At 68.4% G+C, this 25481-nt stretch carries 24 protein-coding genes; 12 read left to right on the forward strand and 12 right to left on the reverse strand.

Going from position 1 to position 25481, the window contains the following annotated elements; translation table 11 throughout:
* Positions 1-117: 117 nt before the first annotated feature.
* Complete coding sequence (locus KV397_RS09945) at positions 118-942, reverse strand: MurR/RpiR family transcriptional regulator (RefSeq protein ID WP_261811191.1); 825 nt, start codon at positions 940-942, stop codon at positions 118-120.
* Between the two features lie 154 nt (positions 943-1096).
* On the opposite strand from KV397_RS09945, the gene KV397_RS09950 reads away from it, so the two are divergent.
* From KV397_RS09950 to KV397_RS09960, 3 genes are all read left to right on the forward strand, one after another.
* On the forward strand, positions 1097-2998 hold the full coding sequence (locus KV397_RS09950; protein WP_261811192.1) for a heavy metal translocating P-type ATPase: 1902 nt from the start codon (positions 1097-1099) through the stop codon (positions 2996-2998).
* A 105-nt stretch (positions 2999-3103) separates the two neighbouring features.
* Complete coding sequence (locus tag KV397_RS09955; RefSeq protein ID WP_261811193.1) at positions 3104-4495, forward strand: DUF1254 domain-containing protein; 1392 nt, start codon at positions 3104-3106, stop codon at positions 4493-4495.
* Positions 4496-4634: 139 nt separating this feature from the next.
* The gene (locus KV397_RS09960; protein ID WP_261811194.1) at positions 4635-5588 is read left to right on the forward strand and encodes an HAD family hydrolase; all 954 of its coding nucleotides are present in this window, start codon (positions 4635-4637) and stop codon (positions 5586-5588) included.
* A 30-nt stretch (positions 5589-5618) separates the two neighbouring features.
* Here KV397_RS09960 and KV397_RS09965 read toward each other — a convergent pair whose 3' ends face one another.
* The 4 genes from KV397_RS09965 to KV397_RS09980 all read right to left on the reverse strand — a co-directional run bounded on the left by KV397_RS09965 (position 5619) and on the right by KV397_RS09980 (position 9062).
* The gene (locus tag KV397_RS09965) at positions 5619-6983 is read right to left on the reverse strand and encodes a hypothetical protein (protein ID WP_261811195.1); all 1365 of its coding nucleotides are present in this window, start codon (positions 6981-6983) and stop codon (positions 5619-5621) included.
* Between the two features lie 58 nt (positions 6984-7041).
* On the reverse strand, positions 7042-7401 hold the full coding sequence (locus KV397_RS09970; RefSeq protein ID WP_232762081.1) for an SHOCT domain-containing protein: 360 nt from the start codon (positions 7399-7401) through the stop codon (positions 7042-7044).
* A gap of 3 nt (positions 7402-7404) precedes the next feature.
* Positions 7405-7836, reverse strand: a complete 432-nt coding sequence (locus KV397_RS09975; RefSeq protein WP_131492168.1) for a DUF6325 family protein — start codon at positions 7834-7836, stop codon at positions 7405-7407.
* A gap of 98 nt (positions 7837-7934) precedes the next feature.
* Complete coding sequence (locus tag KV397_RS09980; protein ID WP_261811196.1) at positions 7935-9062, reverse strand: AI-2E family transporter; 1128 nt, start codon at positions 9060-9062, stop codon at positions 7935-7937.
* 159 nt (positions 9063-9221) lie between these two features.
* Between KV397_RS09980 and KV397_RS09985 the strand changes: the two genes are divergently transcribed.
* Positions 9222-9608 (forward strand): SHOCT domain-containing protein, encoded by a 387-nt coding sequence (locus tag KV397_RS09985; protein WP_047520406.1) that lies wholly within the window; start codon positions 9222-9224, stop codon positions 9606-9608.
* Between the two features lie 4 nt (positions 9609-9612).
* Positions 9613-10056: a DUF6325 family protein gene (locus tag KV397_RS09990; RefSeq protein WP_248569553.1), complete on the forward strand. Its 444-nt coding sequence runs from the start codon at positions 9613-9615 to the stop codon at positions 10054-10056.
* 28 nt (positions 10057-10084) lie between these two features.
* Here KV397_RS09990 and KV397_RS09995 read toward each other — a convergent pair whose 3' ends face one another.
* Together KV397_RS09995 and KV397_RS10000 are read right to left on the reverse strand one after the other, a co-directional pair.
* A complete protein-coding gene (locus KV397_RS09995; RefSeq protein WP_261811197.1) occupies positions 10085-12541 on the reverse strand; it encodes a LuxR C-terminal-related transcriptional regulator in 2457 nt (818 codons plus the stop codon).
* A gap of 122 nt (positions 12542-12663) precedes the next feature.
* On the reverse strand, positions 12664-13755 hold the full coding sequence (locus KV397_RS10000) for a DUF998 domain-containing protein (RefSeq protein ID WP_165875427.1): 1092 nt from the start codon (positions 13753-13755) through the stop codon (positions 12664-12666).
* 144 nt (positions 13756-13899) lie between these two features.
* Between KV397_RS10000 and KV397_RS10005 the strand changes: the two genes are divergently transcribed.
* The 4 genes from KV397_RS10005 to KV397_RS10020 all read left to right on the forward strand — a co-directional run bounded on the left by KV397_RS10005 (position 13900) and on the right by KV397_RS10020 (position 18428).
* The gene (locus tag KV397_RS10005) at positions 13900-14733 is read left to right on the forward strand and encodes a mechanosensitive ion channel family protein (RefSeq protein ID WP_165875428.1); all 834 of its coding nucleotides are present in this window, start codon (positions 13900-13902) and stop codon (positions 14731-14733) included.
* A 73-nt stretch (positions 14734-14806) separates the two neighbouring features.
* Entirely contained in the window at positions 14807-15949 is a 1143-nt protein-coding gene (locus tag KV397_RS10010) for an AI-2E family transporter (protein ID WP_227991590.1), read from the forward strand.
* 128 nt (positions 15950-16077) lie between these two features.
* On the forward strand, positions 16078-17757 hold the full coding sequence (locus KV397_RS10015) for a SulP family inorganic anion transporter (RefSeq protein ID WP_261811198.1): 1680 nt from the start codon (positions 16078-16080) through the stop codon (positions 17755-17757).
* Positions 17757-18428 (forward strand): GAP family protein, encoded by a 672-nt coding sequence (locus tag KV397_RS10020; RefSeq protein ID WP_131492173.1) that lies wholly within the window; start codon positions 17757-17759, stop codon positions 18426-18428. The genes KV397_RS10015 and KV397_RS10020 overlap by 1 nt, the downstream gene beginning before the upstream one ends.
* A 36-nt stretch (positions 18429-18464) precedes the next feature.
* Here the strand turns inward: KV397_RS10020 and KV397_RS10025 are convergent, their stop codons facing one another.
* Complete coding sequence (locus KV397_RS10025) at positions 18465-20135, reverse strand: SulP family inorganic anion transporter (RefSeq protein ID WP_261811199.1); 1671 nt, start codon at positions 20133-20135, stop codon at positions 18465-18467.
* Positions 20136-20302: 167 nt separating this feature from the next.
* Between KV397_RS10025 and KV397_RS10030 the strand changes: the two genes are divergently transcribed.
* The 3 genes from KV397_RS10030 to KV397_RS10040 are packed head-to-tail and all read left to right on the forward strand — an operon-like array spanning position 20303 to position 22226.
* Positions 20303-20764, forward strand: a complete 462-nt coding sequence (locus KV397_RS10030) for a MarR family winged helix-turn-helix transcriptional regulator (protein WP_372492641.1) — start codon at positions 20303-20305, stop codon at positions 20762-20764.
* 26 nt (positions 20765-20790) lie between these two features.
* Positions 20791-21768 carry a zinc-binding dehydrogenase gene (locus tag KV397_RS10035; protein WP_131492175.1) on the forward strand — a complete coding sequence of 326 codons (978 nt, stop codon included), beginning with the start codon at positions 20791-20793 and terminating at the stop codon, positions 21766-21768.
* Between the two features lie 56 nt (positions 21769-21824).
* Positions 21825-22226, forward strand: a complete 402-nt coding sequence (locus tag KV397_RS10040) for a RidA family protein (RefSeq protein ID WP_131492176.1) — start codon at positions 21825-21827, stop codon at positions 22224-22226.
* A gap of 42 nt (positions 22227-22268) precedes the next feature.
* Here KV397_RS10040 and KV397_RS10045 read toward each other — a convergent pair whose 3' ends face one another.
* From KV397_RS10045 to trmB, 4 genes are all read right to left on the reverse strand, one after another.
* The gene (locus KV397_RS10045) at positions 22269-23345 is read right to left on the reverse strand and encodes a DNA polymerase IV (protein WP_194239208.1); all 1077 of its coding nucleotides are present in this window, start codon (positions 23343-23345) and stop codon (positions 22269-22271) included.
* Positions 23346-23408: 63 nt separating this feature from the next.
* Positions 23409-23801 carry a DUF1304 domain-containing protein gene (locus KV397_RS10050; protein WP_261811200.1) on the reverse strand — a complete coding sequence of 131 codons (393 nt, stop codon included), beginning with the start codon at positions 23799-23801 and terminating at the stop codon, positions 23409-23411.
* 58 nt (positions 23802-23859) lie between these two features.
* On the reverse strand, positions 23860-24720 hold the full coding sequence (locus KV397_RS10055; RefSeq protein WP_261811201.1) for a CPBP family intramembrane glutamic endopeptidase: 861 nt from the start codon (positions 24718-24720) through the stop codon (positions 23860-23862).
* Positions 24717-25442 carry a tRNA (guanosine(46)-N7)-methyltransferase TrmB gene (gene trmB / locus KV397_RS10060; RefSeq protein WP_261811202.1) on the reverse strand — a complete coding sequence of 242 codons (726 nt, stop codon included), beginning with the start codon at positions 25440-25442 and terminating at the stop codon, positions 24717-24719. Before trmB ends, KV397_RS10055 begins: the two co-directional genes overlap by 4 nt.
* Positions 25443-25481: the final 39 nt, after the last annotated feature.

The raw sequence follows: 25481 nt of genomic DNA on the forward strand, positions 1-25481 counted from the left end.
CACCCCGCCGTTACATGTATTTCGAACCACACGAAACGTCATTACAGTCGGGGCGCCCCACCGTCTGCTGGCCCGGCGATGACGCGCTGCTGACCAGGAGGTGAACGGTCGGGTTCGCTACTCCTCGGTGATGGCTTCCGCGACGACGTGACGCATGCCCGCTGCATCCGACGGCGTCACATCGGACGCGAGAGCCGAGTGCAGCGCGTGAAGCACCACGGTGTGCCCGATTCGGGCGAGGAACGGGTCGACATCGTGCGTCACGGCTGCCGGCCCCGTCGCGATGACGATGTCGGCAGTGCGTCCGATCGGCGAGCGAGCGAAGCTGGTGACGACCGCGACGCGTGCTCCGCGATCCGCAGCGGCCGCGCACGCGCGGAGCGTCTGCACGTTCGCACCCGAATAGCTCAGCCCGAAGCACAGATCGCCTTCACCCAGGCTGTTGACGGCGAACTGCTGCGCGAGCGGATCGACGGGCGCCTCCACCGGGCGCCCCAGGATGCTGAGCCGCATCGCGAAGTCCTGCAGCGGTGGTCCGGAGAACCCGTTGCTGACGAGCACCACGCGGCGCGCATGCCGCAACGCCATCGCGGCCTCGCGGAGGAGCGCCGGGTTCACGCACTCCTGAGCCAGACGTACGGCCTCGACCGCATCGTCGAAGGTGTCGGAGCCGGCTTCCTCTTCGCGGGGCCGCAAGGGGGTCGAGCGGGCGAGTTCGAGCCGGAGATGCTGGAACCCGCGGAAACCCAGGCTCTGGCAGGCGCGAATCACCGTCGCCGTCGACGTTCCCGCCGCCTCCGCGAGTTCCGCCGTCGACCACACGACGACCTCGGTCGGACGCTCGATTATCAGCGCTGCCACCCGTGACTCACTGGGGCCGAGCAGGGACGACGAAGCGCGTACCCGAGCGAGCACGCTCAGATCAGGGCGCGAGATGACCATGGCTTCCTCACCGGCGCGCGTCGGACTGCGCCTGCATGGAATGTAGCGCCTGATGTCGAACAGGAAGCAAACGAGGTCGGGACCTTCCACCTCGATCACGAACGCACCCCCGTGTGCTGCTGGCACCGCGCAGCGATTCGCGGGAAGCTGAGGCATGAGGTTTCTCCCCCTGCTGTGGCGCTATCCGGCCATCACGATCACCGTCCTCGTGTTCGTCGGCGTGCTGGTCCTCCACGCGAGCGGAACGGCCGACCTCGGCCGATGGATCGCGACGGGCTATGTGGCGGTGTTCGTCGCCTGGACCCTGGTCGGGATGGTGCGCGACGTGCTCCGCGGTCACGTCGGGCTCGACATCCTGGCGGTGGTCGCGATGGTCGCCACGCTCGCGGTCGGCGAGTACATCGCCTCCATCATCATCGTGCTGATGCTCTCGGGAGGAGAGGCTCTCGAGGACTTCGCCGGACGCCGCGCGAAACGCGACCTGTCCGCGCTGCTGGATCGCTCCCCGCGCATCGCCCACGTGCTCGTGCATCCGGAGACCACGGAATCGGATGATGTCCGGGATGTTCCCGTGGATCAGGTCTCCGTCGACGACGTCCTCCTGGTGCGACCGTCCGAGATCGTCCCGGTCGACGGCACCCTCCTGACCGCGACGGGAACCTTCGATGAGTCCTCGCTGACCGGCGAGAGCATGCCTGTGACCCGCGAGGCTGGCGGAGAGGTGCTCTCCGGGGCGATCAACGGAACCCGCGCTGTGCGCATTCAAGCAGTTCGCACGAGTGCGGACAGCCAATACCAGCAGATCGTGGCACTCGTGCACGAAGCGGAGGCGTCCCATGCTCCGGTCGTGCGACTGGCCGACCGCTTCGCGATCCCGTTCACGGCGGTGTCGCTCGTGCTCGCGGGCGCCGCGTGGGCGATCTCCGGCGAATCGGCACGGTTCGCCGAGGTGCTCGTGCTCGCCACGCCGTGCCCCCTCCTGATCGCGGCTCCCGTCGCCTTCCTCGGCGGACTGTCGCGCGCAGCGAAGGCCGGAGTCATCATGAAGGGCGGCGCCGTCCTCGAACAGATCGCGCGCGTGCGGTCGGCCGCTTTCGACAAGACGGGCACGCTCACGCAGGGCAGACCGGAGCTCGTCGACGTGCGCCCGACGAACGGCTTCGATGCGGACGAACTCCTGCAGCTCGCCGCCTCGGCGGAGCAGTACTCGACGCATGTCCTCGCCGAGGGCATCCGACGGGCGGCCGAGCAGCGCGGTCTCCCCCTCCATTCCGCCGAGGAAGCGCGCGAGGAGGCGACGAACGGTGTGGTCGCCCGCATCGGCGGGCGGGTGGTGGTGGTCGGCAAACCGGCCTACGTCTCCTCCCACGCGCCCGATACGGTGCGCGCGACGCTCGACGTGAGCCAGGCCGCCGCGTATGTGTGCGTCGACGGTCGCTTCGCCGGCGTCCTCGTGCTCGCCGACCATCCGCGACCGGAGGCGGGATCGGTCGTCTCCTGGCTGCGCGGGAACAGCGTCGAACGGATCGTGATGCTCACCGGGGACGTGGGTCCGACGGCGGAATCCGTCGCCCATCAGGTGGGGATATCCGAGGTCCACGCGGAGCTGCTTCCTCCGGAGAAGGTGCGTCTGGCCGCCGAACTCCACCCGCGGCCGGTGATGATGGTCGGCGACGGGGTCAACGACGCGCCCGTGCTCGCCGCCGCCGACATCGGCATCGCCATGGGAGCGAAAGGAGCGACGGCCGCCGGCGACGCCGCCGATGTCGTGATCCTCGTCGATTCCCTGGCGAAGGTCGTGGACGCGCTCTCCATCGGCCGCCACACCCTGCGCGTCGCGCTCACGGCGATCTGGATCGGTATCGGGCTGAGCGTCGGGCTCATGGTCGTCGCGATGACGGGCGTGATTCCGGCGGTGGCCGGGGCTCTCGTCCAGGAACTCGTCGACCTCGCGACCATCCTGTACGCGCTCCGCGCGCTCAGCGGTCCGACCTCATCCCTTCCGCCCACGACGGTGCGGCCGCTACGCGAGGGCGCACGCGAGTCCTCCGGGTGAACTTCTGACGAAAACGCTCGCGTGCGGGGACAACGTGGATAGTCTGGCGTCATCGTGGGAGCCGCCGTCGCCGATGACGCAGCTCACGGCCGAGAGGACCATCGCATGACATCACCGATCCCCGGACGCCTCGCCGACGTCGAGATCGACATCGACATCCCCGCGCGCTCGTCCCTTCCGCTGATCTTCGACGAGCTGGACTACCAGCTGGCATGCCAGACCTACCTCTGGGCTCTACCCCTGGTCTCGTATGCGCAGTGGAAGACGCAGCACTACGACGTCTTCGGCGCGACGAGCAGCGATCTCGTGCGCTACCTGAGCTACCGGGACCGTCTCGGGCTGATCACCGCCAACGCGACGACCCCCTATATCCTCAACTTCTTCGACCTCGCAGAGACAGGGCCCCTCGTCATCGAACTTCCCGCCGGCCCGACGGCCGGGGGCGTCTCCGATTTCTGGCAGCGCGAGGTCGGAGCAATGGGCGAGATGGGCCCGGACCGGAGCGAGGGCGGGAAGTACGTCATCCTCGCACCCGCTGTCGCCGAGCCGGACGACCTCGATGCGGGATACCGCGTCCTCCACTCCTCCGGCGTGAACATCATGTTCGGGTTCCGCACCCTCGATCCCGATCCGGCGCGAGCCGATGCACTCGTGAACGCGGTGCGCATCTATCCGTACGCCGACCGTGCGAACCCCGCGCCGACGCGGATCGTATCCCCCGACGGCCGCGCATGGACCGGCGACCAGCCCCGCGGCCTCGAGTACTGGAAGCGCCTCCACGCGATCTACCAGAGCGAGGTCGTCGACGAGCGGGACCGCTTCTACCTCGCCATGCTCAAGCAGTTGGGAATCGAGAAGGGAAAGCCGTTCGCGCCCGACGAACGGCTCACGCGCATCCTCGAGCAAGGCGCGGCGGCCGGGGAGCTCATGGCTCAGGCGAACACCTTCGCGAAGCGCTTCGACGAGGTCAGGTACTGGCCGGACCGGGCGTGGGAACTGGCCATCGTGCTCGACAACCCCGCGCAGCGCGGCGACGGATACGACGAGCTGTTCGAGCGGGCGTCCTGGTTCTACGAGGCCGTGTCCTTCTCTCACGCGATGAAGAGCACCACGCCGGGGGTCGGTCAGGCGTACCTCGGTTCCTATGTCGACGGCGCGGGCGAGTGGCTCGATGGAGGCCGTGACTACACCTTGCATGTCCCCGCGGATGTTCCTGCCAAGCTCTTCTGGTCGGCCACCGTGTACGACGTCACGACGCGCTGTCTGATCGACAATCCTCAGCAGCGTGGTGACCGTGGTTCCCGGGACACCGACCTCACGCTCAACGACGACGGGTCGGTCGACCTGTACTTCGGTCCGGAGGAGCCCGCGGAGGGACCGACGAACTGGGTGCAGACCGTTCCCGGGCGGCATTGGTTCTCGTACTTCCGCTTCTACGGCCCCACCGAACCGTACTTCGACCGGAGCTGGAAGCTCGGCGACATCACACCGCGCTGACACGGGACGAGCAGCCGCCCGCGCCCGCTGCACCGCCGAGTCTCACCCGAGAGGGGTGACCGGCGGCCTCTCCACGCTTTCGTGGGATGCCAGCATGGAGCCGTCGAACCGCCGATCGATCGAGACGTGAGGATCCGAGATGACCGAGAACGCCGCCCTGCCGTCGTGGCGCGACACCCGCACACGGCGCGAGATCGAGGAGTTCGTCGCCTCCGTCACCGACGGCCCGGAGGCGGTACCGGTCGAGGAACGGGTCGCCGTGTTCGACAACGACGGCACCCTGTGGTCCGAGAAGCCGATGATCACGCAACTGCACTACGTGGTGGAACAGTGGCGCGCCGCCGCGGAACGCGATCCCGCGCTGGCCGAGAAGCAGCCGTACCTGGCTGCGGTGAGCGGCGACTTCGGTTGGCTGGGCACGGCGATCGACAAGCACTACGGCGGAGACGACTCCGACCTGAAGGTCATCATCCAGGCTCTCGTCGGCCTCACCGATGGCATGAGCGTCGAGGACTACGCCCGCTCGGTCGCCGAGTTCTACGAGGTCGCGCAGCATCCGACGCTGAAGCGCCCCTACGCCGAGACCGTCTATCAGCCGATGGTCGAACTGCTCCGCTACCTCGAGCTGCACGGCTTCACGTGCTACATCGTGTCGGGAGGTGAGCGCGATTTCATGCGCCCGATGACCCAGGCGAACTACGGCATCCCGCCGGAACGCGTCGTCGGGTCGGCGTTCGGCCTCGCCTGGGACGACACGGACGCGACCGTTCGCTACTCGCCGTCCCTGGCCTTCTTCGACGACGGCCCGGAGAAACCCATCCGGATCTGGACCCGTATCGGTCGACGACCCCTGTTCGTCGGCGGCAACTCCAACGGCGACGCCGCGATGATGGACTTCGCGCGCCGCGGACCACGGCCCGGATTCGCGCTCCTGGTCCACCACGACGACCCGGAACGCGGCGACACGCCCTACGACGCCGGTGCCGAGAAGGTGCTCGCAGACGCTGCAGACAAGGGCTACACCGTGGTCAGCGTGAAGGACGACTGGGAGACCGTGTTCCCCTCGTCGACGCGCGACCCGCAGGCATCCTGAGCCTGCGGGCCGAACGCTCGGTGGGGTTGTTCAGGGGGTCGTCGAGACGGTCGCTTCCGGTGCGGCCGCTTCCTCGTCGATGCCCTCTTCCCCGAGAACGTCCGTCGCGGTGGAGGGACGGCGCACGAGCTCGACCAGGATGAGGAAGACCACGAGACCGACCGATACTCCGACCACCGAACTGAACGAGACCGGTCGCGTCATGATGAGGATGAGCAGCGCGAGGGCCATGCCGGCGATGACGATCGGACCGTGGAATCGGTCGATCGCAAGGCCGAAGCGTCCCGTGGACACGCCGCGCCGTTCCCAGGTGTTCCGTACCGCAGCGAACCCGCTCGCCGACGCGCCCCGAAGCGCGACGGCACTGCGGCTCGACCCGGCGATCCAGGCCCACACCGCTACCAGGACGCCGACCAAGGCCAGCGCAGCGATCGTCGAACTGAGCAAGGACGTCACCTGATCGAAGAGGGACTCGGCCGCGGCAGCCGTCATGATCGACGGACTGACCGCACCGATGAAGAACACTCGGCCGATCCCCATCCCTGCGGACAGGAGCAGGAATGCCACGGCGAGCGCCGCGCTGGTCCAGAACAACGCACGTGGGCGGTTCCGGGCGATCAGGATCCCTCCGACCACCAGGCCGAGCACGACCCACGGCAGCCAGAAGCCCGCGGCGACCGCGATCTGGTAGACCGTCCGCACCAGCACCAGAGCATCGGCCTGCGCGATGGGGATCGAGCGATCGATCTGCGGGATCAGGTCCGCGAATCCGACGCCGCGTTCCGTCAGCACCGCCTTGACGCGCTCGACCACGAGACCGAGATCGATCGACAGCACGCCGTCGTCTGCGAGCTGAAGCGCGGTGTCCGGACTGTTCTGCATGATCGCCACGGCACGCTCATGACTGAAACGCAGCGACTGCGCCCAGATGTCGGCGAACTGGTCGGAGGCGACCACGTCATGGATCACGTTGTCGACGAGGGACGTGAGCCCGCTGGCAGCCGGCGCCTCCAGGAGACTGAGGGCGGAGGACGCGCGAGGGGGAAGGTCCAGCTCCCGCAAGCCGTCGAAGACCTCGCCCACGACCGCGTCGAGGTCGACCTGCTCGTGGATGGCGGCACTGACCTGGTCGGCGACGAAATCCTGAACGTCGGGATCCTCGGCCAGAGGCGCGAACGTCGCCACGAACCTGTCGGCATCGACGAGCTGGAGGCGCGCCCACGTGCCCATCGCCGCGATCGGTGCCATCAACACGGCGACGGCGAGCACGATCCCCGCGACGATGCTCCTCGCCACCGGGCGTCGGCGCTCCTTCTCCGCCGGCGATTTCTTGAGCGCCTCGTTCTCCTGCTCGAGCAGAAGAACGCGGGCGCGCAGATCCTCCAGTTCGCTCACGCGGCGTCCTCCTCCGTGTCGCCCCTTCGTGCGCCGGGTCCGACGCACGCCCCGATCGTCAGCTCAGCAGCTTCTGCTTCGCCGCGACGAACTCCTCCTGCGAGAGGACGCCCGAGTCCTTGAGCGCCGCCAGCTGCTGCAGCTTCGCGACCATGTCGTCGGGTGCCGCTGCCGCCGGGGGTGCCGCTGCTGCAGGTGCAGGTGCAGCGGCGTACTGCGCGGCGGCGTTCTGCGCGGCCGCATCGATCTGCGCCTGCTGCTGGGCGGCCTCGTACTGCTGCTGCTCGTACTGTCCCTGGGCCCGCTGCTGCTGGTTCCGAGACATGGCACCGCCCACAGCCGACGCCGTTCCTGCCACGACGGCTGTCCTGGCTGCCAGCCCGATCAGTCCGGGGCGGCCGAATCTTCTCATTGGCATGTCTTAACCTTCCTGATCGAGGATGTCCATCATGGCGTTCACGACCGGAGCGGGGACGCGCTCGCTCCGGAGCACCTGCCCGCCTGCGGCCGCGAGGCTCTGCGCCAGAGCGCGGGCGAACGTGAGTTCCAGGACGACGACGGCGGCGGACTGCCCCGGATCGAGGGCTGCAGCGAGCGCCTCCACGTCTTCCTCACCGGCGAGGCCTGCGGCGATCGGCTGGAAGTCGTCCAGCCCGAGATCCCCGTCATCGTCGTCGAGCTCGACGATCTCGACCTCACCGCTCGCCGACTTCGACAACACGACGAAGTCGAGCAACCGGACGACACCGCTGTCGATGAGGTCGGTCAGTGCTCGGAACGTCGCCGGGTCGGGACGCTCTCCCTCGAACCCGACGAGGTAGAACTCGGCGGGGCCGAATCGGAAGTCATTCATGGATTGTCCTTTCTCACGGTGACGAACCGGACCGTGCGCTCATGCTCGCATCGCTGTCGAGGCGGAGGTCCGCATTCTCACCCCAACCGGGTGAGCGCTCAGCCGTCCGGCGGCTCGGTCTGACTGTTCTGGCGCGGGATCCACACCTTGCGGACGATGATCAGGATCGACGCGGTCAGCGGGATCGCCACGAGCGCGCCGAGCAGTCCGAGGAGGGTGGCGCCGATCATCGCGCCGATGATCACGAGCACCCCGGGCACCGCGGCCGCCTTGCCCATGACACGGGGGGTGACGACGTACGCCTCCACCTGGATGTAGACGAGGTACGCGATCGCGAAGATCAGCGCGGCCAGCGGGCTGACGAACAGCGTCGCGACGCTGCCGATGACCAGGAAGACCAGAGACCCGATCATCGGGACCAGCGTGACGAAGAACGCGACGATCGCCATCACCGCGGGGATGGACGAGCCGACCGCGAACTGGATCACAAGCACGACCAGCGCGTTGATGATCGAGAGCGTCACGCCGCCGGCGACCACTCCCCCGACCGACTGCGTGATCTCCTCCAGCACGTCGGCGAATCGAGCCCGCCGGTACAGCGGGACCAGGGAGACGACCGCGCCCTTGATGCTCTGCAACGAAGACACGAAGTACAGCGTGAGGACGACCACCATGATGAAGCTCGACACCGCTCCGATCACGCCGAAACCCGCTTTGAGCACCCCTCCGGAGATCGCGAGAAAGGAGGACAGCGTGGTGAGCGAGTGGATGCCCTCGGCGACGACGGCCGAGAGGTCGACACCGAGGTTCGCCTCCAGTGCCAGGTACCACTCGCTCTGCTGCATCGCCGCGATGGTTTCGGGTGCCGCCTCGATCGCGGCGGAGACCTGTCGGATCGTCATCGGAACGAGGACGAGGAGGATCACGGCGACGACGGCCAGGAACACGGCGGCGACCACCGCGACACCGGCCGCACGGCTCATCCTCCGGCGTTCGAGAGCGCGCACCGCCGGATCCAGTCCGAGCGCGAGGAACATCCCCAAGAAGATCGAGATGAGAACGGTGGAGATGCCGGCGATCGTCGCTGCCAGGGCGATCGCGAGCAGGACCCCCACGGCGACGGTGAACCCCGACAGCAACGGCTTCGCCGGGAGCATGAGCTGCAGACGCGACAGGGGTCGACCGCTCTCCCGCTCCGTGTGCGTCACCGGCTTCGTCTCGTCCACACGGTGCACGTTACGCGCGAGGTTCCGACGGAGCCCCACCGCCTCACCCGTTCCTGGTGACCGTGCGAGGGTCGCCCGCTAGGGGTGAGCGAGCTCCCCGCCCTCCCGGTCGCGCTGTCACTATCGCGGTACGCAGTAACTCAACGAAAGGGGTCCGAAGTGTCGATTTGGACAAGCTTCTGGGACATCATCTGGTGGTTCTTCTGGGTCTTCGTGTTCATCTCCTACCTGATGGTGCTCTTCAACATCGTGGCGGACCTGTTCCGGGACCACGCCCTGAACGGCTGGTGGAAGGCCGTCTGGATCATCTTCCTCATCTTCGTCCCCTTCCTGACGGCCCTCGTCTACCTGATCGCGCGCGGCAGGGGCATGGGCGAACGCAGCGCTTCGGCGTACAAGGAGCAGCAGCAGGCTGCCGACTCCTACATCCGCAGCGTCGCCGGTTCCAGTCCCAGCGATGAGATCGACAAAGCGTCGAAGCTCCTCGCCGCCGGCACCATCACCCCCGACGAGTTCGCTGCCATCAAGGCACGCGCACTGAGCTGAAATCGTGCCTGAGGCGGTCGGTGTGACCCTGGAGGCGCTCGGTGACGTCGAGTTCGTCGTCGTGCGCCTCGAGGACGGCCGCCTCAGCCCGAACATCCTGGAGGCTCTGCTTCGACAGGTGGAGAGCGGAGCCATCCGCCTTCTGGACTTCCTCATCCTCCATCGACTGCATGGAGACGATTGGCGGCTGATCGAGATCGACACCGACGAGTTCGCGCTCGCCGGCCTCGGACTCGACACCCCCGGCCTGATCGGCGACGACGATGCGCGGCACTTCGCCTCGCGCCTTCCCGTCGGCACCGTCGCGGCGCTGATGCTCATCGAGCCGACGTGGAGCGAGCGCTTCTCCCGCGACGTCGATCGACGAGGGGACAGCATCCTGGCGATGCAACCGATTCCGGCCTCGATCGCGAACACGGTTCTCGCCACGGCCCTGCAGCACCACTGAGCGTCCCGCGTCGCCGGGTGCGGGGGGCTCAGACCGTGGTGCGCACGGCCTCACGCCGCGAGGACACCCCGAGCTTGCGATAGATCGCCCTCTGGTGCGTCTTTACCGTGTTGATCGACACCGCCAGCTCTCGAGCGATCTCGTGCAGCGTCCGCGCGGTCTGCAGCTGTTGGAAGACATCCCGCTCCCGCTCCGAGAGCGTCTCCACCAGCGAACCGGCGGCATCGTTCGCGAGGCAGCGTCCGATGAAATCCTCGAACTGCGTGCCGAAGTGGACGTGTTCGCCCAGCAGCTTGCGCACCGCCGTCTCGCGAGGCCCGAAGGGAAGCCGGATGTTCTCGCCGGAAGCGACGGCGACCGCCGCCTCGCACAGATCGTGCGCCTCGTCGTGATGACCACCCTGCCGGCGCAGCACTGCAGCCGTGATCAGTGTCGCCGACTTCACGTAGGAGATCTCGCTGAACTGACGGAGCGAGCGCAGCATCTCCAGCGCCGCGGAGTATTCGCCGGCCCGACGCAGGACCCCCGCGAGCGCGACGTTGACGACGGGGAGATCCGGGCACTGGATGTACTTCCTGGCGATCCGCATCGCCCGATCCTGACGCCCGACCGTCTCCTCGAGCAGAGCGACCGACGACTCCCGGAATGCCGGCCAGGAGATGCCGTGGATCACCTCGAGGGGAATGTCCTGGATGCCGATCGCCGCGCGACGGCACGCAGCGACGTCGCCCGTCTCCGCCGCCGCGTAGGCGGTCATCATGCGCGCGACGCTCGTGAAGGATCGGTCGGAACCCCCGTTGGCGATCACCGTGCCGAACTCCCGGATCGCCTCGGCGAACTCGCCCGACCAGTACGCGACATAGCCCGAGGCCGTCGCTGCGCTCCCTCCGGCGTACGTGCTCCAGGGAAGGGTGGCGTCCTCGACGTCGTACGCGGCGGCGAGGGACACCCGTGCGTCGGTGAGACGGCCGGCCCACGTCTGACCGAAGGCGAGATGCCCGAGCGAGCGCTTCGCCAGTTCGCGGTCCCCGGAGGTCTGCGCCTCCCTGGCGGCGACCGAGAAGTACTCCAACGGAATCATCGGGTTGCCGCGATGACGAATCTCGGTCCAGCCGAGGAGATAGTTGAGCGCCGCGCGATCCCCGAGTTCGGTCGAATCCCCCTCGAGGAGCATCCGGCGCACTCTGGCGCTCGCCTCAGCGACCTCGGTGCGTTCATCCGCGATGAACAGCCGGGCGATGAGCAGGACCGGGGGTTCCGCTCCCTCGCACGTCCGGGCCACCGTCGCCTCGGCGCGGCGGAACAGCTCGCGCGCCACACGATGGTCGCCCAACACGTCACTCGCGCAGGCGCGGACGAGGAGGACCTGCGCGTCGTCGGGGGTTCGATGCAGCATCTCCACCGCCGTGCGCTCGACCTCGGCGGCACTCGTCCCCACGACGAGACCGAGCCAATGGCGCAGCAACGTGTCTCTCGCGGTCACGGACTCCCCTGCGCGGAGCGAATGCGCGATCGACGCGATGGGATCAGTCCCCTCGAGCGCGCTCGCCGCACGACGATGGCAGGCGGCGGCGCGTACGGCATCGAGCCGCACGATCTCCGCGCACTGTCGTGCGAACGAGGCGTGCCAGCGGTACACGACCCCGTGCGAACCGTCGAACCGGTCGAGGAAGAGACCGAGCCGTACGCACGTCTCGAGGAGTTCGGCCGCGTCGGGACGCTCCGTGACCGCAGCGGCCAGCCCCGGGGTGAGCTCGCCGCAGACACTCGCGTCGAGCACGAAGTCGGCCACGTTCGGGGGCAATGCGCCGAGCACATGTTCGCGGACGTAGGCGCCGAGAAAGCCCGAAGCGCTCTGCGCCACGGAGTCCGGTCGAGCCCCACCGATCATCATCAGGCGGACGGCGATCGGCCAGCCCCTGGTCTCCTCGAAGATCGTGTCGGCGGCGAGACCGTTCGCCGCCGACGCCTGCAGACGCTCCACCTCCGGCGCCGTGAAGCTGAGGGTCTCCGCGCCCACGAAGGCGTCCGGATGCGTGATCCGATGCCGGGAGAGCGTGACCTCGAGCAGCGTCGTGCCGACGAGGACGATCCGCAGGTTGTCCGGACCCTGCTCCGCGAGCATGCCGAGGAGACCCCGACGCCAGTCCTCCCCGGCGCGCTGCGCGTCGTCGATGATCAGGTGCACGCGGTCATCGACGCCCTCGAAGGCGCTGCAGATCTCCTGGTAGGCGTGACTCGGGTCGTCCAGGTCCCGAGAGATGGCCAGCGACCGCCCTACTCTCTCGGCCCCGACCAGCAGGGCGTGCACGACTCCCTGCGTCAGCCGCGACGGATCGCAGTCGAACGAGCTGAGGCCCAACCAGGCGACCTGCTCGAGCCCGGAAGCCCAGTCAGCGACGGCGGTGGTCTTGCCGAATCCGCTGGGGGCACTGACCACGACCAGCGAGTCCGCCGCCGCTGCCGCCTCAAGCGCGTCGCTCACGCGTTCGCGACGGATGGCGCCTGGTTGCGGTGCCGGCGGTCGGAATCGCACCGTCGGTCCCGGCGTCGTCGAGCGTACGGGGGGCGACATGGCACCAAGGTACTGGCGTATCGGTTAGCCCTTCAAGGTGACTTTCGTCGAGTTCCGCCGTCCGAAGCCTCTCGCTCCGCGTCGCGCTTGAGCGCATCGGCCGTGCGGATGAAGAGGATGATCCAGCTGAAGACGACCGTCCCCGCCACCAGCTCGACCGCGGTGAGCGTGTAATAGCCGACGGCGAAGAACACCGAGAGCAGCAGGATCAGCAGGATGAACACGTAGCCGAGGATGACGAACGTGCGGGAGACACCGGGGATCCATCGCCGGATGGCGACCACGAGCACGGCGTACGCGACGACCATGCCCGAGGCCACGCCCGTGTGCAGCGCGAAGTGCTGATCGACGGGGAACACGCCGACGAGGCCGAGAAAGATTCCCACGATGACGAGGCACGTCCGCACGGCGACCACTCCGCGTGGATGCGTGGTTGGGATGCCCCGCGTGGCGTAGCGGGCCAGCGTCGTCACGAGGATGCCGGCGACGATCAACGTCAGATTGAAGGCGCGCGCCGAAAGATCGTCGGTCATACCGAGGGCACTCAGATTCTCCTTCCACCACTGCGGATCGCTCGCGGTGAGCATGCTCGCGAGGACTCCGAGCACGAGGAACACGGCGAGCACCGTCGCCAACAGCTGCAGATCGAGGTGGGTCGCGGAGTAGTAGGTCACGTACGCGGTGAGCGCCGCGGCGGCTCCGGCCAGCATCAGCACGGGTATCGGATACACCACGGCTCCGAGGAGCCCCTGCTCCATGATCGTCGCCGCGAGCGTCCATCCGAGCAGCGCGATCATGGCATGGGCGAACGCGAAAGCCGCGATGTCGATGATGTCGAGCACGCCGAGCCGCTTCTCCCGCGCGGGATCGGCGGCAATGATCCGCCCCAGCACGAAGACGACGATCGCCGTGACTGCCGACATCAGTGCGACGAACTGGCCGAGCGAGTCGGGGCCGGAGATCGGCGCTGAGCGCAGACCGAAGACGGGGAGGGCGACGAGTGCCGCGAGGATGAAGGCGAAGATCGAGATCTGGAGCCCGATGGCCTCCCGCGCACGCTCTCTCGTCGCTCCGCGCGAGCGTGCGGCCGTCAGCAGATCCGGCGTCGGCGGAGTCGTGGACATGGGCCCAGTGTCCCGGCGGTCACACGCCACCGCACCGCCGGGCTCACCCGCGCGGGGTGACCGCGGCGCACGCGCTGCGACCGGGTCGGCGCATCCTTGTCGCATGAGGCGGATGACCCGGACGAGCCCGAAGGAGCCGCGATCGTGACTCTGGAGGACCTGTTCCCCGACGGCCTCTCCGCCCTGCAGATCGGGCTGGCGGTGCTGTCGGTGCTCGTCGGGTGGCTGCTGTCGCGGTTCGCGCGCAAAGGCGTTCTGAAGCTCACGACCCGGACACCCGGCATCTCGGACTCCGTGGCGCAGCTCGCCGCGCGATTCACCCAGTACGCACTGCTCCTGGTCGGCATCGGGGTCGGCCTGGCCTTCCTCGGCGCGAATGTGCAGCCGCTGCTGGCGATGACGGCCATCGCGGTCGTCGTCCTGATCCTGGTGCTGCGAGGTGTCGCGGACAACTTCGCGGCGGGCGTCCTGATCCAGTCCCGCCAGTCGGTGAAGATCGGCGAGGAGATCGCGATCGACGGCCCGGACGGGGAGATCCGCGGCAAGGTGCAGGAGCTCAACGGACGCGCGGTGATCCTCACCACGGTGGACGGGCGCACGGTGCACGTGCCCAATGCCGCGCTGCTCACCGGCGTGCTCGTGAACAACTCCCGACACGGGGCGCGTCGAAGCGCGCTGGAAGTCAGGATCGCGCGGTCCGACGACCTCGACCTGGACGAGGTGATCGGGATCATCACCGACGCGGCGGCCACCGTCGACGGTGTGCACACGCGCGAGCGCCCGGGTGTGCGCATCAGCTCAGTCTCCCCGACCCGATGGATGCTGGAACTCCAGGTCTGGCATCACCCCCTGCACGGCGCCACCGTCGTCTCCGACACCGTGCGCGCAGTCGCCGAGGCACTGGAAGCGGCCGGCCTGCGCAGCGTGGTGGCGCCGGAGCAGAGCACGCCGCCCCTCGTCCCGCCCGAGCCGTACTGAGCGCCGGCATCCGTCCGCGGTGCCATCCGCGAGGCGAGCGCGATCACCCGCGAGCGACGGCTACGCTGGCCGCGTGACCACCTCATCACCGCCCGGGGGCTCCGGCGATCGGATGCTCTCCCCCAGTCTTCGAGTGCTCCTGGTACTCGCGGCGAGCGTGGTCACGCTGGCGGGCGTGTACTTCGTGCGCGACATCTTCGGACCGCTGGCTCTCGCGATCGTGATCGTGATCATCTGCGAACCCCTCCGTCGCCCGCTCGACCGCCGCGAATGGCCACGGTGGGCGAGCACGACCGCCGTCATCGTCGTCGCCTACCTGATCCTCCTGGCGATGGGCGCCCTGCTCTGGCTCGCCGGTACACAGTTCGCACGGCTCGTCGGCGATCTCGTCTCGGAGGGAGGCCTGGCGAACACCGCCGACGAGTTCATCGCCTGGCTGCAGGCCCTGGGCCTGGACGAGCAGGCCTCGGATGCGGCAGCCTCCGTGCTGGATCCCACCACTCTGCTGGGCCTCGTGCGCAGCATCGGCGGCACCGTGCTCAGCGTCGCGACCGCGCTGTTCTTCGTCTGCGCCTACATCATCTTCATGGCGGCCGACGCGGCACGATACCGGCAGGCGCCCGAACTCTTCGGCGCTTCGAAGGGTGCGGTGATCGCGCGCATCACCCACCTCAGTTCCGGAATCCGTCGCTACTACATCGTCAACGCCACCTTCGGCGCCATCGTCGCGATCATCGATGGCCTGGCGCTGTGGTGGATGGGCGTTCCCGCACCCGTCGTCTGGGCGATCCTCGCGTTCGTGACGAACTTCATCCCGAACATCGGATTCGTCCTCGGACTCGTCCCCCCGGCGATCCTCGCGTACGCGGTCGGCGGCTGGCCGCTCCTCCTCGGTGTGGTCGTCGTGTACTGCGTCGTGAACGTGGTGCTCCAGGTTCTCGTGCAGCCGAAGTTCGTCAGCGACGCGGTCGACCTCAGCCTCACGCTCAGCTTCTTCTCGGTGATCTTCTGGACGTTCATCATCGGGCCCCTCGGCGCGATCCTCTCGATCCCGCTCACCCTGCTGGCACGCGCACTCGTGCTCGAAGGCGATCCGGGGACCACCTGGGTGCGCTGGCTGTCCGGGGATCGCACGGCCGTGCCCACGATTCCGGACCCGGAGCCGGACCCCCAGCCCCGAGGCCGTCTGCGGCGACGGATTCGACGCAGCGTCTGACCTCCCGCGCCCCGATCCGCTCCGGCGGAGTATCACCCGGGGGAGGTTAGGCCCTGGTGGCCGCCGTCTTCCCGGACTGGAATGGTGGACGCGAACGCGCCCGACCGGGTGCGACTGAGGGAGGCGACGTGCAACGACCACTCGCGGGGCTCACCGGGCGGAACTTCGTGACCGAGCTGACCGCGGGTGTGACACTGCTCGCGATCGCCATCCCTCTGAACATCGGCTACGCGCAGATCGCCGGTCTCCCGCCGACCGCGGGGCTCTACGCCCTCGTGGTGCCGACGATCGTGTATGCCCTGGTCGTCTCCTCACGCCAGCTCGTCGCGTCTCCGGATGCCGCGGCCGCCGCGCTCGTCGCCTCGTCGATCGGTGGTCTGGCCGCCGCGGGCAGCGCCGACTACGCCACCCTGGCGCTCGCGCAGGCGATCATCTGCGGGGTGATGTTCGTGCTTCTGGCCGTGTTCAAGCTCGGCTTCCTGGCGAACTTCCTGTCGAAGCCGATCCTCGTCGGCTTCGTGGGCGGCCTCGCGCTCGACATCATGGTGAGCCAGGTGGCGAAGATGCTGGGCGTCAAGATCGACTCCGGGAAGGAGTTCACCGGCAAGATCGCCGATCTCGTGGGAGGCTTCACGACCCTCAACGGCTGGGCCGTCCTGATCTCCGTCTGCTCGGTGGCCGTCCTGCTGCTGGGGCGCCGCTTCCTGCGCGCGGTCCCGTGGGCGCTGATCGTGCTGGTCGTGACCACGCTCATGGTCGTCCTGACCGGCCTCGATCAGCGAGGGGTGGATGTGCTCGGTGAGGTTCCCGCGGGGCCGCCGGTGCTGACCTGGCCCCTGATCGACTGGTCGCTGTGGCTCGCGCTGGTGCCCTCCGCGATCGCGCTCACGCTGGTGACGACGGCGGAGGGTCTGCTCGTCTCCCGCTCCTATTCCGAGAAACACGGCTATCCGTTCCGCGCGAACCGTGACCTGTTCGCGTTCGGCATCTCCAACATCGCCGCGGGGGCGCAGGGCAGCTTCGCGGTGGGCTCCTCGACCTCCCGCACCGCGGCGATGGATCAGGCCGGATCCCGCACACAGTTCCCCGCTCTGATCCTCGCGGCGGGAACCCTGCTGCTCCTCCTGTTCGGCACGGCGCTGTTGGCAGACATCCCCTCCCCCGCGATCGGCGCGATCGTGGGCGTGGCCATCATCCCGCTTCTCGGCGTGCGCGACTTCATCGATCTGTGGCGCAAGGATCGGTTCGAGTTCCTCATCGGGGCGACCTGCTTCCTCACCACGCTCTTCGTCGGTTCGATCGCGGGCATCCTGGTCGCCTTCGTGCTCGCGCTCATCAACCTCGCCAAGCGCGCCTCGCATCCGGCGATCGATGTCCTGGAATCCAGCGGCGACCCCGGCGAGTCCCTGCTCGAAGACGCCCCCGCGGGGAACGTCACCGCCCCGGGAGTGATCGTGATCCGTCTCGCGGCCCCCCTGTTCTTCGCGAACGGCGCCGTCTTCTCCACCGCGGTGAAGGAGGCGATCCGCTCGGCCGGAACGGACTCGGTCCACCACCTCGTCGTCGACATGGAGGCCGTGACCGATGTGGACGTCACCGGAGCGGAGTCCTTCACCGCGCTCAAGGAATGGCTCGCGTCGCAATCCATCTCGCTCGCGTACAGCCGAGTCCGCCCCAAGACGCTGCACCGTCTCACCAGCCTCGGGTTGCTCGACACGGAAGAGGTCTTCTCGACCAACCGCGCCGCGATCAGCCACCTGGCCCCGCCGTCGGCGGAGCCCACGTCCTCAAGGAAAGCAGGTCACTGATGGGCACCGTCATCGGAGAGATCCTCCCGCTCGCCCTCGGCGTGGCGATCAGCCCGATCCCGATCATCGCGGCGATCCTCATGCTGCTCTCGCCGAAGGCCCGCGTCACGAGTGTGGGCTTCCTGCTCGGGTGGGTGATCGGCATCGTCGTGGCGGTGACGGTCTTCACGCTGCTGTTCGCCATCCTCCCGGAGGAGGACCCGGACGCTTCCCGTCCGATCCGCGGCGTCGTGCAGCTCCTGCTCGGGGTGCTCCTCTTCGTGCTCGCGTTCGGACAGTGGCGCAAACGTCCGAAAGCGGGCGAAGAGGCGGCCCTGCCGAAGTGGATGAAGGCGATCGACACGATCACCTTCCCGGTCGCCTTCGGACTCGGCTTCCTGCTTTCTGCGGTCAATCCGAAGAATCTCATCATGGCGGCCGGCTCCGGCACCGACATCGGCGCTGCGGCTCTTCCCGTCGGCTCGACGGTCCTCGTGGTGGTCGTCTACACGCTCATCGCGGCCTCGACGGTGCTCGTCCCGGTGATCGGCTACCTCATCGCGGCAGACCGGCTTCGAGCGCCTCTGAACGCCCTGCGCGGCTGGCTCGCCACCGAGAACGCGGTCATCATGGCGGTGCTCCTCCTGGTGATCGGGATGTCGATGGTCGGAAAGGGCATCGGCAGTTTCTGACCGATGTCCCGCACCAGGCGAACGTGAGACCGACGGTCAGCGTGGTTCGTCGGGTTCGGCAGGAGGCACGGCGTCGAGCGCGGCATCCGTATGCGTCGCGGCGATCGACGCGATCCCGTCTCGTACGGAGACATGCACCCTCCCAGCGGCGGAGAGCCGCAGGAACCAGGGGGTGTGCTCCGCGACCGCCGTCGCCGGTTCCGGAAGCGCAGCCAGGTGCAGGGAGACACCGCGCTGCGCCAGCTCGCGATCAAGGTCTTCGAGGGCGTCGAGCACCGTGATCGTCATGACTTCCTGCTGTCGCAGCCCGAGCACGAGCGCGCGGATGGGCTCGCTCTCGCGATCGACGAGCTCGAGCACTCGGCGCTCGTTGACCAGCGCGTTGGCGGTGTAGAGCCCCCGTTCGAGGTCGACGCCGAGCACCCCGTCGTTCCTGCCCACCACGCGCACCTTCGGCACGTTCAACTCGCGCAGCACGAGGATCAGGGTGACGACGACTCCGACCGCGACGGCCGGGAGGAGCCCTGCCGTGAGCCCGAGGACAGCGACGGACAGGGCGACCCAGAAGTCCACCCGACTGATCCGTGCCCACCGCAGCAGCTCGGGGATGTCGATGAGACCTGCGACCGCCACGAAGACCATCGCCGCCAGGGTCGCCTCCGGCAACAGACTCAGCACGGGGCCGAGGAACAACGACACGAGGAGGGCGAGCACGACCGTCACCACCGTCGCCAGCTGCGACGTGGCGCCCGCACTCCGATTGACGGCGCTCTGCGAGAACCCGCCCGCCGCCGGCATGGTGCCGAAGAACGCGCCGACCGTGTTCGCCGCCCCGGTCGCGAGAAGCTCCTGGTCGCTGTCGACCTGACGATCGGTCGCCGCGCGGAGACTCCGAGCCACCGCTGCGGACTCGAGGAAGGCCATGACCGCGATGGCGAGCGCACCCGGGAGCAACACGGGGATCCGTGCGAGGTCGGGGATGCCGGGAACGGGGAGCCCGCTCGGGACGGGCGCGATCAGGCGGACGCCGAGCTCATCGATGCCCCCGAGCCCGACGAGGAGGATGCCGCCGACCACGACGACGAGTGTTCCGGGGATCTTCGGGGCGACGAGCTTCAGGACGAGCAGCGCGGCGATCGAGCCGACCGACAGGGCCAGTGTCGGCCAGTTCACGCTGTCGAGAGCGTGCCCGACAGCCGCGAGCGACCGGAAGAAGCCATGTCCGGAGAAGTCCTCGCTCTGGCCCAGCAGCGTGGGCAGTTGCCCGACGGCGACCGTTGCGCCGACGCCGATCTTGAGCCCCAGCACCGTGGCGCCGCTGATGTTCTCCACGAGCGACCCGAGTCGACACAACCGAGCGAGGAGAAGGGTCACTCCGACAAGAAGCGTCAGCGTCATGAGGGCGCCGATCGCGTCATCGGCGCCGGCGGCCACGCCCGCGGTGACGAGAGTCGTCGCGGTGAGAGTCGCGATCGTCGACGTCGTCGAGACGCTCATCGCCCGGCTGCCGCCGAGGAACGCATAGACGAGCATCGGCAGGATGCACGTGTACAGACCCACTTGGACCGGGAGATCGGCGATCGTCGCGTAGGCCATCGCTTGCGGGATCACGACAGCCCCCGCCGACAGTCCAGCGATGACGTCGCGCGCGATCCAGCGGTGCCGGTAGCCGTCGAGCGTGCTGAAGAACCACGACGGTCTTCTCACTGCGCTCACCTGCTTCCGGCGGTCCGATGGCCCGAGCGTACTGCGACCGACCGTGGTCGACGCGAGGATCCTCACCCGCCGCGGGTGGGGTGGCGTACGGCTCACGAGGCGGTCCGAGAGATTAAGTTGTGCACAACTGACTTGTGTGCAAGCATTACCTTATGGCCATGACCGATGAAATGGTGTGCTTCTCGCTGTACTCCGCTGCCCGCGCCACCACTCAGGCGTATCGGGCACTGCTCGCGCCCTGGGGACTCACCTACCCGCAGTACCTCGTGCTCGCGGCGCTGTGGCTCGACGGCGAGCAGACCATCGGATCGCTCGGCGAGGTGATGCGCCTCGACTCGGGCACGCTCTCGCCACTCGTGCGACGCCTCGAACAGGCCGGTCTCGTGGAGCGATCCCGCAGCCGGACCGATGAGCGTGTCGTGACGGTGCAGCTCACCGCGAGAGGGAACGAGCTTCGTGCGGAGGTGGCGCCCATTCATGCCGCCGTCGCCGAAGCCGCCGGTCTCCGCGACGACGATCACCGCCGCGCGCTCATCACCGAGCTGCGGGACATCACCGACCGACTCCAGCGGGTGACCGCCGGCCTCGCCACGTCCGTCGACACGGACGACCCTCGTTGAATTCATTCACACAGGAACGGAACCCCATGCGCGCACTCATCCACCAGACGTTCGGTGATCCCGAGCAGGTCCTCCGGATCGAAGACCGCCCGCTCCCGGAACCGGGCGCGGGCCAGGTCCGCCTCCGGACGGTGCTCTCCCCCATCCACAACCACGATCTGTGGACGGTCCGCGGCACCTACGGCTTCACGCCCGAGCTCCCCGCGGCGTCCGGCACCGAGGCGCTCGGCGTCGTCGACGCGATCGGGGACGGCGTCGACAACCTCGTCGTCGGTCAGCGGGTCGCCACCGGCGGCACATTCGGCGCCTGGTCGGAGTACTTCCTCGCGAACGCGGCCGGCCTGATCGCGGTTCCCGATTCGCTCTCGGACGAGAGCGCCGCGCAGCTCGTCTCGATGCCGTTCAGCACGATCGCCCTGCTGCGGTTCCTCGACGTGGAGCCGGGCCAGTGGATCGTGCAGAACGCGGCGAACGGCGCCGTCGGTCGAATGCTCGCGCAGCTCGGAGCCGCACGAGGCGTCCGCGTCCTCGGCCTCGTCCGCCGTGGAGCAGGAGTCGAGGAGCTGCGGGCGCAGGGCATCGACGATGTGGTCGCCACCGATCAGGACGACTGGCGCGAGCAGGTCGCGCACATCACCGGTGGAGCACCCATCGTCGCCGGCGTCGACTCGGTCGGCGGTTCCTCCGCGGGAGACGTCCTCTCGCTTCTCGCCGAAGGAGGCACTCTCGTCGCCTTCGGGGCGATGAACTCTCCGACCATGGAGATCGCTTCCTCCGACGTGATCTTCACGCAGGCGACGGTGAAGGGCTTCTGGGGCAGCAAGGTGATCCCGCAGCTCGACCCGAGCGTGCGCGGCGAGCTGTTCGGTGAGCTGATCCAGCGGGTCGGCGACGGCAGCCTGACACTTCCCGTGGCGGGAACCTTCGACGCGGGAGACATCCGCGCGGCGGTGCAGGCGAGCAACACCCCGGGGCGCGTCGGCAAGGTGCTGTTGCGCTTCTGATCCCGCGATCCGAGGGCGGGGCCGGTGATGTCGGTTCCCCGCGGCAGAGTGTGGCCATGGAGATCACCCTCATGCAGCCCGAAGGGCTCGTCGCCAGCCCCGCCTTCAGTCACGTCGCCGTCGTGCCGCCGGGTGCGACCACGATCTACGTCGGTGGCCAGAACGGTGTGGATACGACCGGCGCGGTCGTATCTACGGATGCCGCGGAGCAGTCTCTCCGCGCCGTCGAGAACGCCCGCATCGCCCTCGAGTCGGCGGGCGCTGGACTCGCCGACGTCATCAGTTGGACCGTGCTGATCCGTCAGGATGCGGATCTCCGCGCGGCCTACGGCGCCGTCGCGTCGAGGCTCGCCAGAGACGGCGCCCCGCCCCTGGTCACCGCGGCCCTCGTCGCGGGCCTCGGTGTCCCCGGGGCTCTCATCGAGGTGAGCGCGGTCGCCGCAGTCATCCGCGACTGACCCGGAGATCCTCGATCGGAGCCGCCGTGCCCGGAGGAGGAGTCAGATCCTTCCGCGGACCGGCGTGCGCCCGGTGTCGTCCGCGGCATCGGGCATCGTCATCTCCGCGCGCACACCGAGAAGACGGACCTCGCGCTCGGCGTCGAGGGTCGCCGCCAGCGCGAGGGCCGCCGCCACGAACTCCTCACGATCCTCGGTCGCACCCGGCAGCTTCCGACCGAGCGTCTTCGTCTCGAAGGGCGCGTAACGAACCTTCAGATGCACACGCACGACCGGCCTACCCTCGGCGGTGCAGTCATCGAAAGCCTGGACGGCGAGCTCGCGAACGGCCCGCTCGATCTGGTCCGGTGTCGTGAGGTTCTGCTGGTAGGTCGTCTCCCGGCTGTGGCTGCGAGCGACCCACGGCGTGTCATCGACGACGGCAGGCCCCTGACCGGATCCGAGTCCGTGATACCAGACCCCCATCCGCGGGCCGAACTCCTCGACGAGAATCGCCTCCTCGGCGTCCGCGAGTTCCCGGACGGTCGAGATGCCATGTGCAGCCAGACGCTTCTGCACCTTCGAGCCGACGCCCCAGAGATCACGTGTCGATCTGTCGCCCATGACGTCGAACCAGTTCGCTTCGGTGAGCCGGAAGACCCCGCGGGGTTTGCCGAACTCCGTCGCGATCTTGGCGCGCACCTTGTTGTCGCCGATGCCGACCGAGCAGTGCAGCTCCGTCGCCTCACGCACGGCCTCCTGTGCAGCCCGCGCCACGCTCTCGGGGTCGTCCGTACTCACACCGAGGAAGCACTCGTCCCATCCGACGACCTCCACCACGACCTCCGGCAGCGCACGAAGCGCAGCCATCACGTCCGCGGAGGCGATCTCGTACGCCTGGTGATCGACCGGGAGGAACACGGCGTCCTCTGGGGCCTTGCGTGCCGCGATCTTCAGCGGCATCCCCGAGCCGATGCCGAAGGCACGTGCCTCATACGACGCGGTCGACACGACGGCTCGCTCGGTGGGATCCCCCCGTCCGCCCACGATCACCGGGCGTCCGGCGAGCTCGGGCCGCCGCAGCACCTCGACCGCGGCGATGAACTGATCCATGTCCACGTGCAGCACCCAGTCGGCCATGACACGAGTGTGCCGGGTGAGAGAGCGTCTGTCACCCCGTTCCCGGGCGACCCCGGGCGCGCGTCAGGAGATCGAGACGCCGATCGCAGTCACGATCACGGCGAGCAGAGGTAGCGTCCCCTGCATCGTCGCGGCGCGAGCCTTCGTGCGGTCCGCGAGCACCAGGACGAGTGCGGCGGCGAGCATCATGGCCGTGCCCGCGAACACCAGGGTCAGACCGACCGTCTCGGTTCCCACGATCACGAGACCGATGCCGAGCAACGTCGTCAGCGCCAGGAAGAGGTTGTAGAACCCCTGGTTGAAGGCGAGCTGCTTCATCGTGACGGCGTCCGCCTCGCTGGCGACGCCGAAGATCTTCCTGGTCTCGGGTTCGGTCCACCTCAGCGACTCGAGCGCGAAGATGAACACATGGAACGCAGCGGCAGCTGCGGCGAGGACGAGACCGACGATGAGCATGGGCTGATTCTCTCGTCCGAGAGCTCACCCAGCAAGCCCGCGAGGTCTCCGCGCGTGCTCAGACCAGGAAGATCGGAAGCAGCCCCGGGTTGTGCGCGTGGACGAGCACTGCGAACACCACGGCGTCGAACAGCAGATGCACGGTGACCACGTACGCGAGCGAATGGGTGCGCAGGAAGATGTATCCCTGCAGGAGCGCGAACGGGATCGTGAGCAGCGGACCCCACCCCCGGTACCCCAGCTCCCACAGGAACGAGACGAACACGACGGCCTGGAGCAGGTTCGCGATCGCGTTCGGGAAATGGCGACGGAGCAGGGCGAACACCGTGCAGATGAAGAACAGTTCGTCCCAGATGCCGACGGCGCCCACTCCGACGAAGAGCCGCGCGATGAGGTCGGGAGTGTCGACCACGGGCCAGTTCTGGTAGACGCCGCTCGTGATGAAGTAGAAGGGGAGGATCAGCCAGCCGAGGACGAGCACCGCCACCAGCCATCCCCATTGGAGCCTCCCCCATCGACGATGGGTCCGCCACGGGAAACTGATCGCACGGTCGCGGTACACGAAACGCGAGATGACGTAGGGCACGGCCACCGCGCCGCCGAGAGCCAGCGTGAACCGCAGCATCGCGAGGTTGTCCAACTCGGCGGCCAACGGGATGATGCTGACGATCAGCAGACCGACCGCGATCAGGGAGAGGTCGCGGACGAGCGACGGGGGGCGTTGCTCTCCCCCGCTCACGATCCGGCTCTCGGACGGCCGACGGCGTTCGATCACCCAGGCGGCACCGAGGCCCAGAGCGAGCAGCACCCAGCCGAGCCACGGGATCTCCGCCACGAAGAAGGCAGGAGCTGCGGCGCAGACGAGCCCCGCGGGGACGATACCGGGCCACGTCGCCGCCGCGGTCCGCGCCTCGGTCATGGGCGGGTCCGGCGCCGGTAGACGAGATCGCGGATATCGCGCCCTTTGGCGATGCCTTTGCGCTCGAAGGCGGTCATGACGCGACCGTCGAAACGCTCGGCCCACTCGCCGTCGAACGCGCGCTCGAACAGGGGTTCGGCATCGAGCACCTCGCGCATCTGCAGCGCGTAGTCCTCCCAGTCGGTCGCAAGCCGCAGCAGGCCGCCATCACGCAGCGCTCTCGCCGCGGTGTCACCGAAGCCCGGCCGCACGAGCCGACGCTTGGTGTGCCGCTTCTTGTGCCAGGGGTCAGGGAAGAAGATCCACACCTCTCGTGCCGCCCCCTCGGGCAGGTACGACGACAGCACCTCGGGCGCGTTCGCCTCGACGACACGGAGATTGCGTGCGCCCTCACGGTCGGCATCGAGCATGGTCCGGGCGAGCCCCGCGCGGAACACCTCGACGGCGAGGAAGTCATCCTGCGGGCGCGACGACGCCGCCGCGACGATCGCGTGCCCTTGCCCTGAGCCGATCTCGACGTAGAGGTCGGAGTCGCGACCGTACTCCACCGCAGGATCGAGACGCGCCTCCGGGTGCACCGAGGTCCAGGCGACGTCGCGCGGGACGTCGAGCAGGTAGTGCGGGCCGAGCTCGGTGAAGGCGCGCTCCTGCGCCTCGGACATCCGACCGCTGCGGCGTACGAACGACACCGGTTCGTCTCGGAAGGTACGGGGTTCGGGCATGATTCCAGGGTAGTCGCCGTGCCCGGGTCCGCCGGCGCA

This window comes from Microbacterium aurugineum, from assembly GCF_023101205.1.
Classification (GTDB): domain Bacteria; phylum Actinomycetota; class Actinomycetes; order Actinomycetales; family Microbacteriaceae; genus Microbacterium; species Microbacterium aurugineum.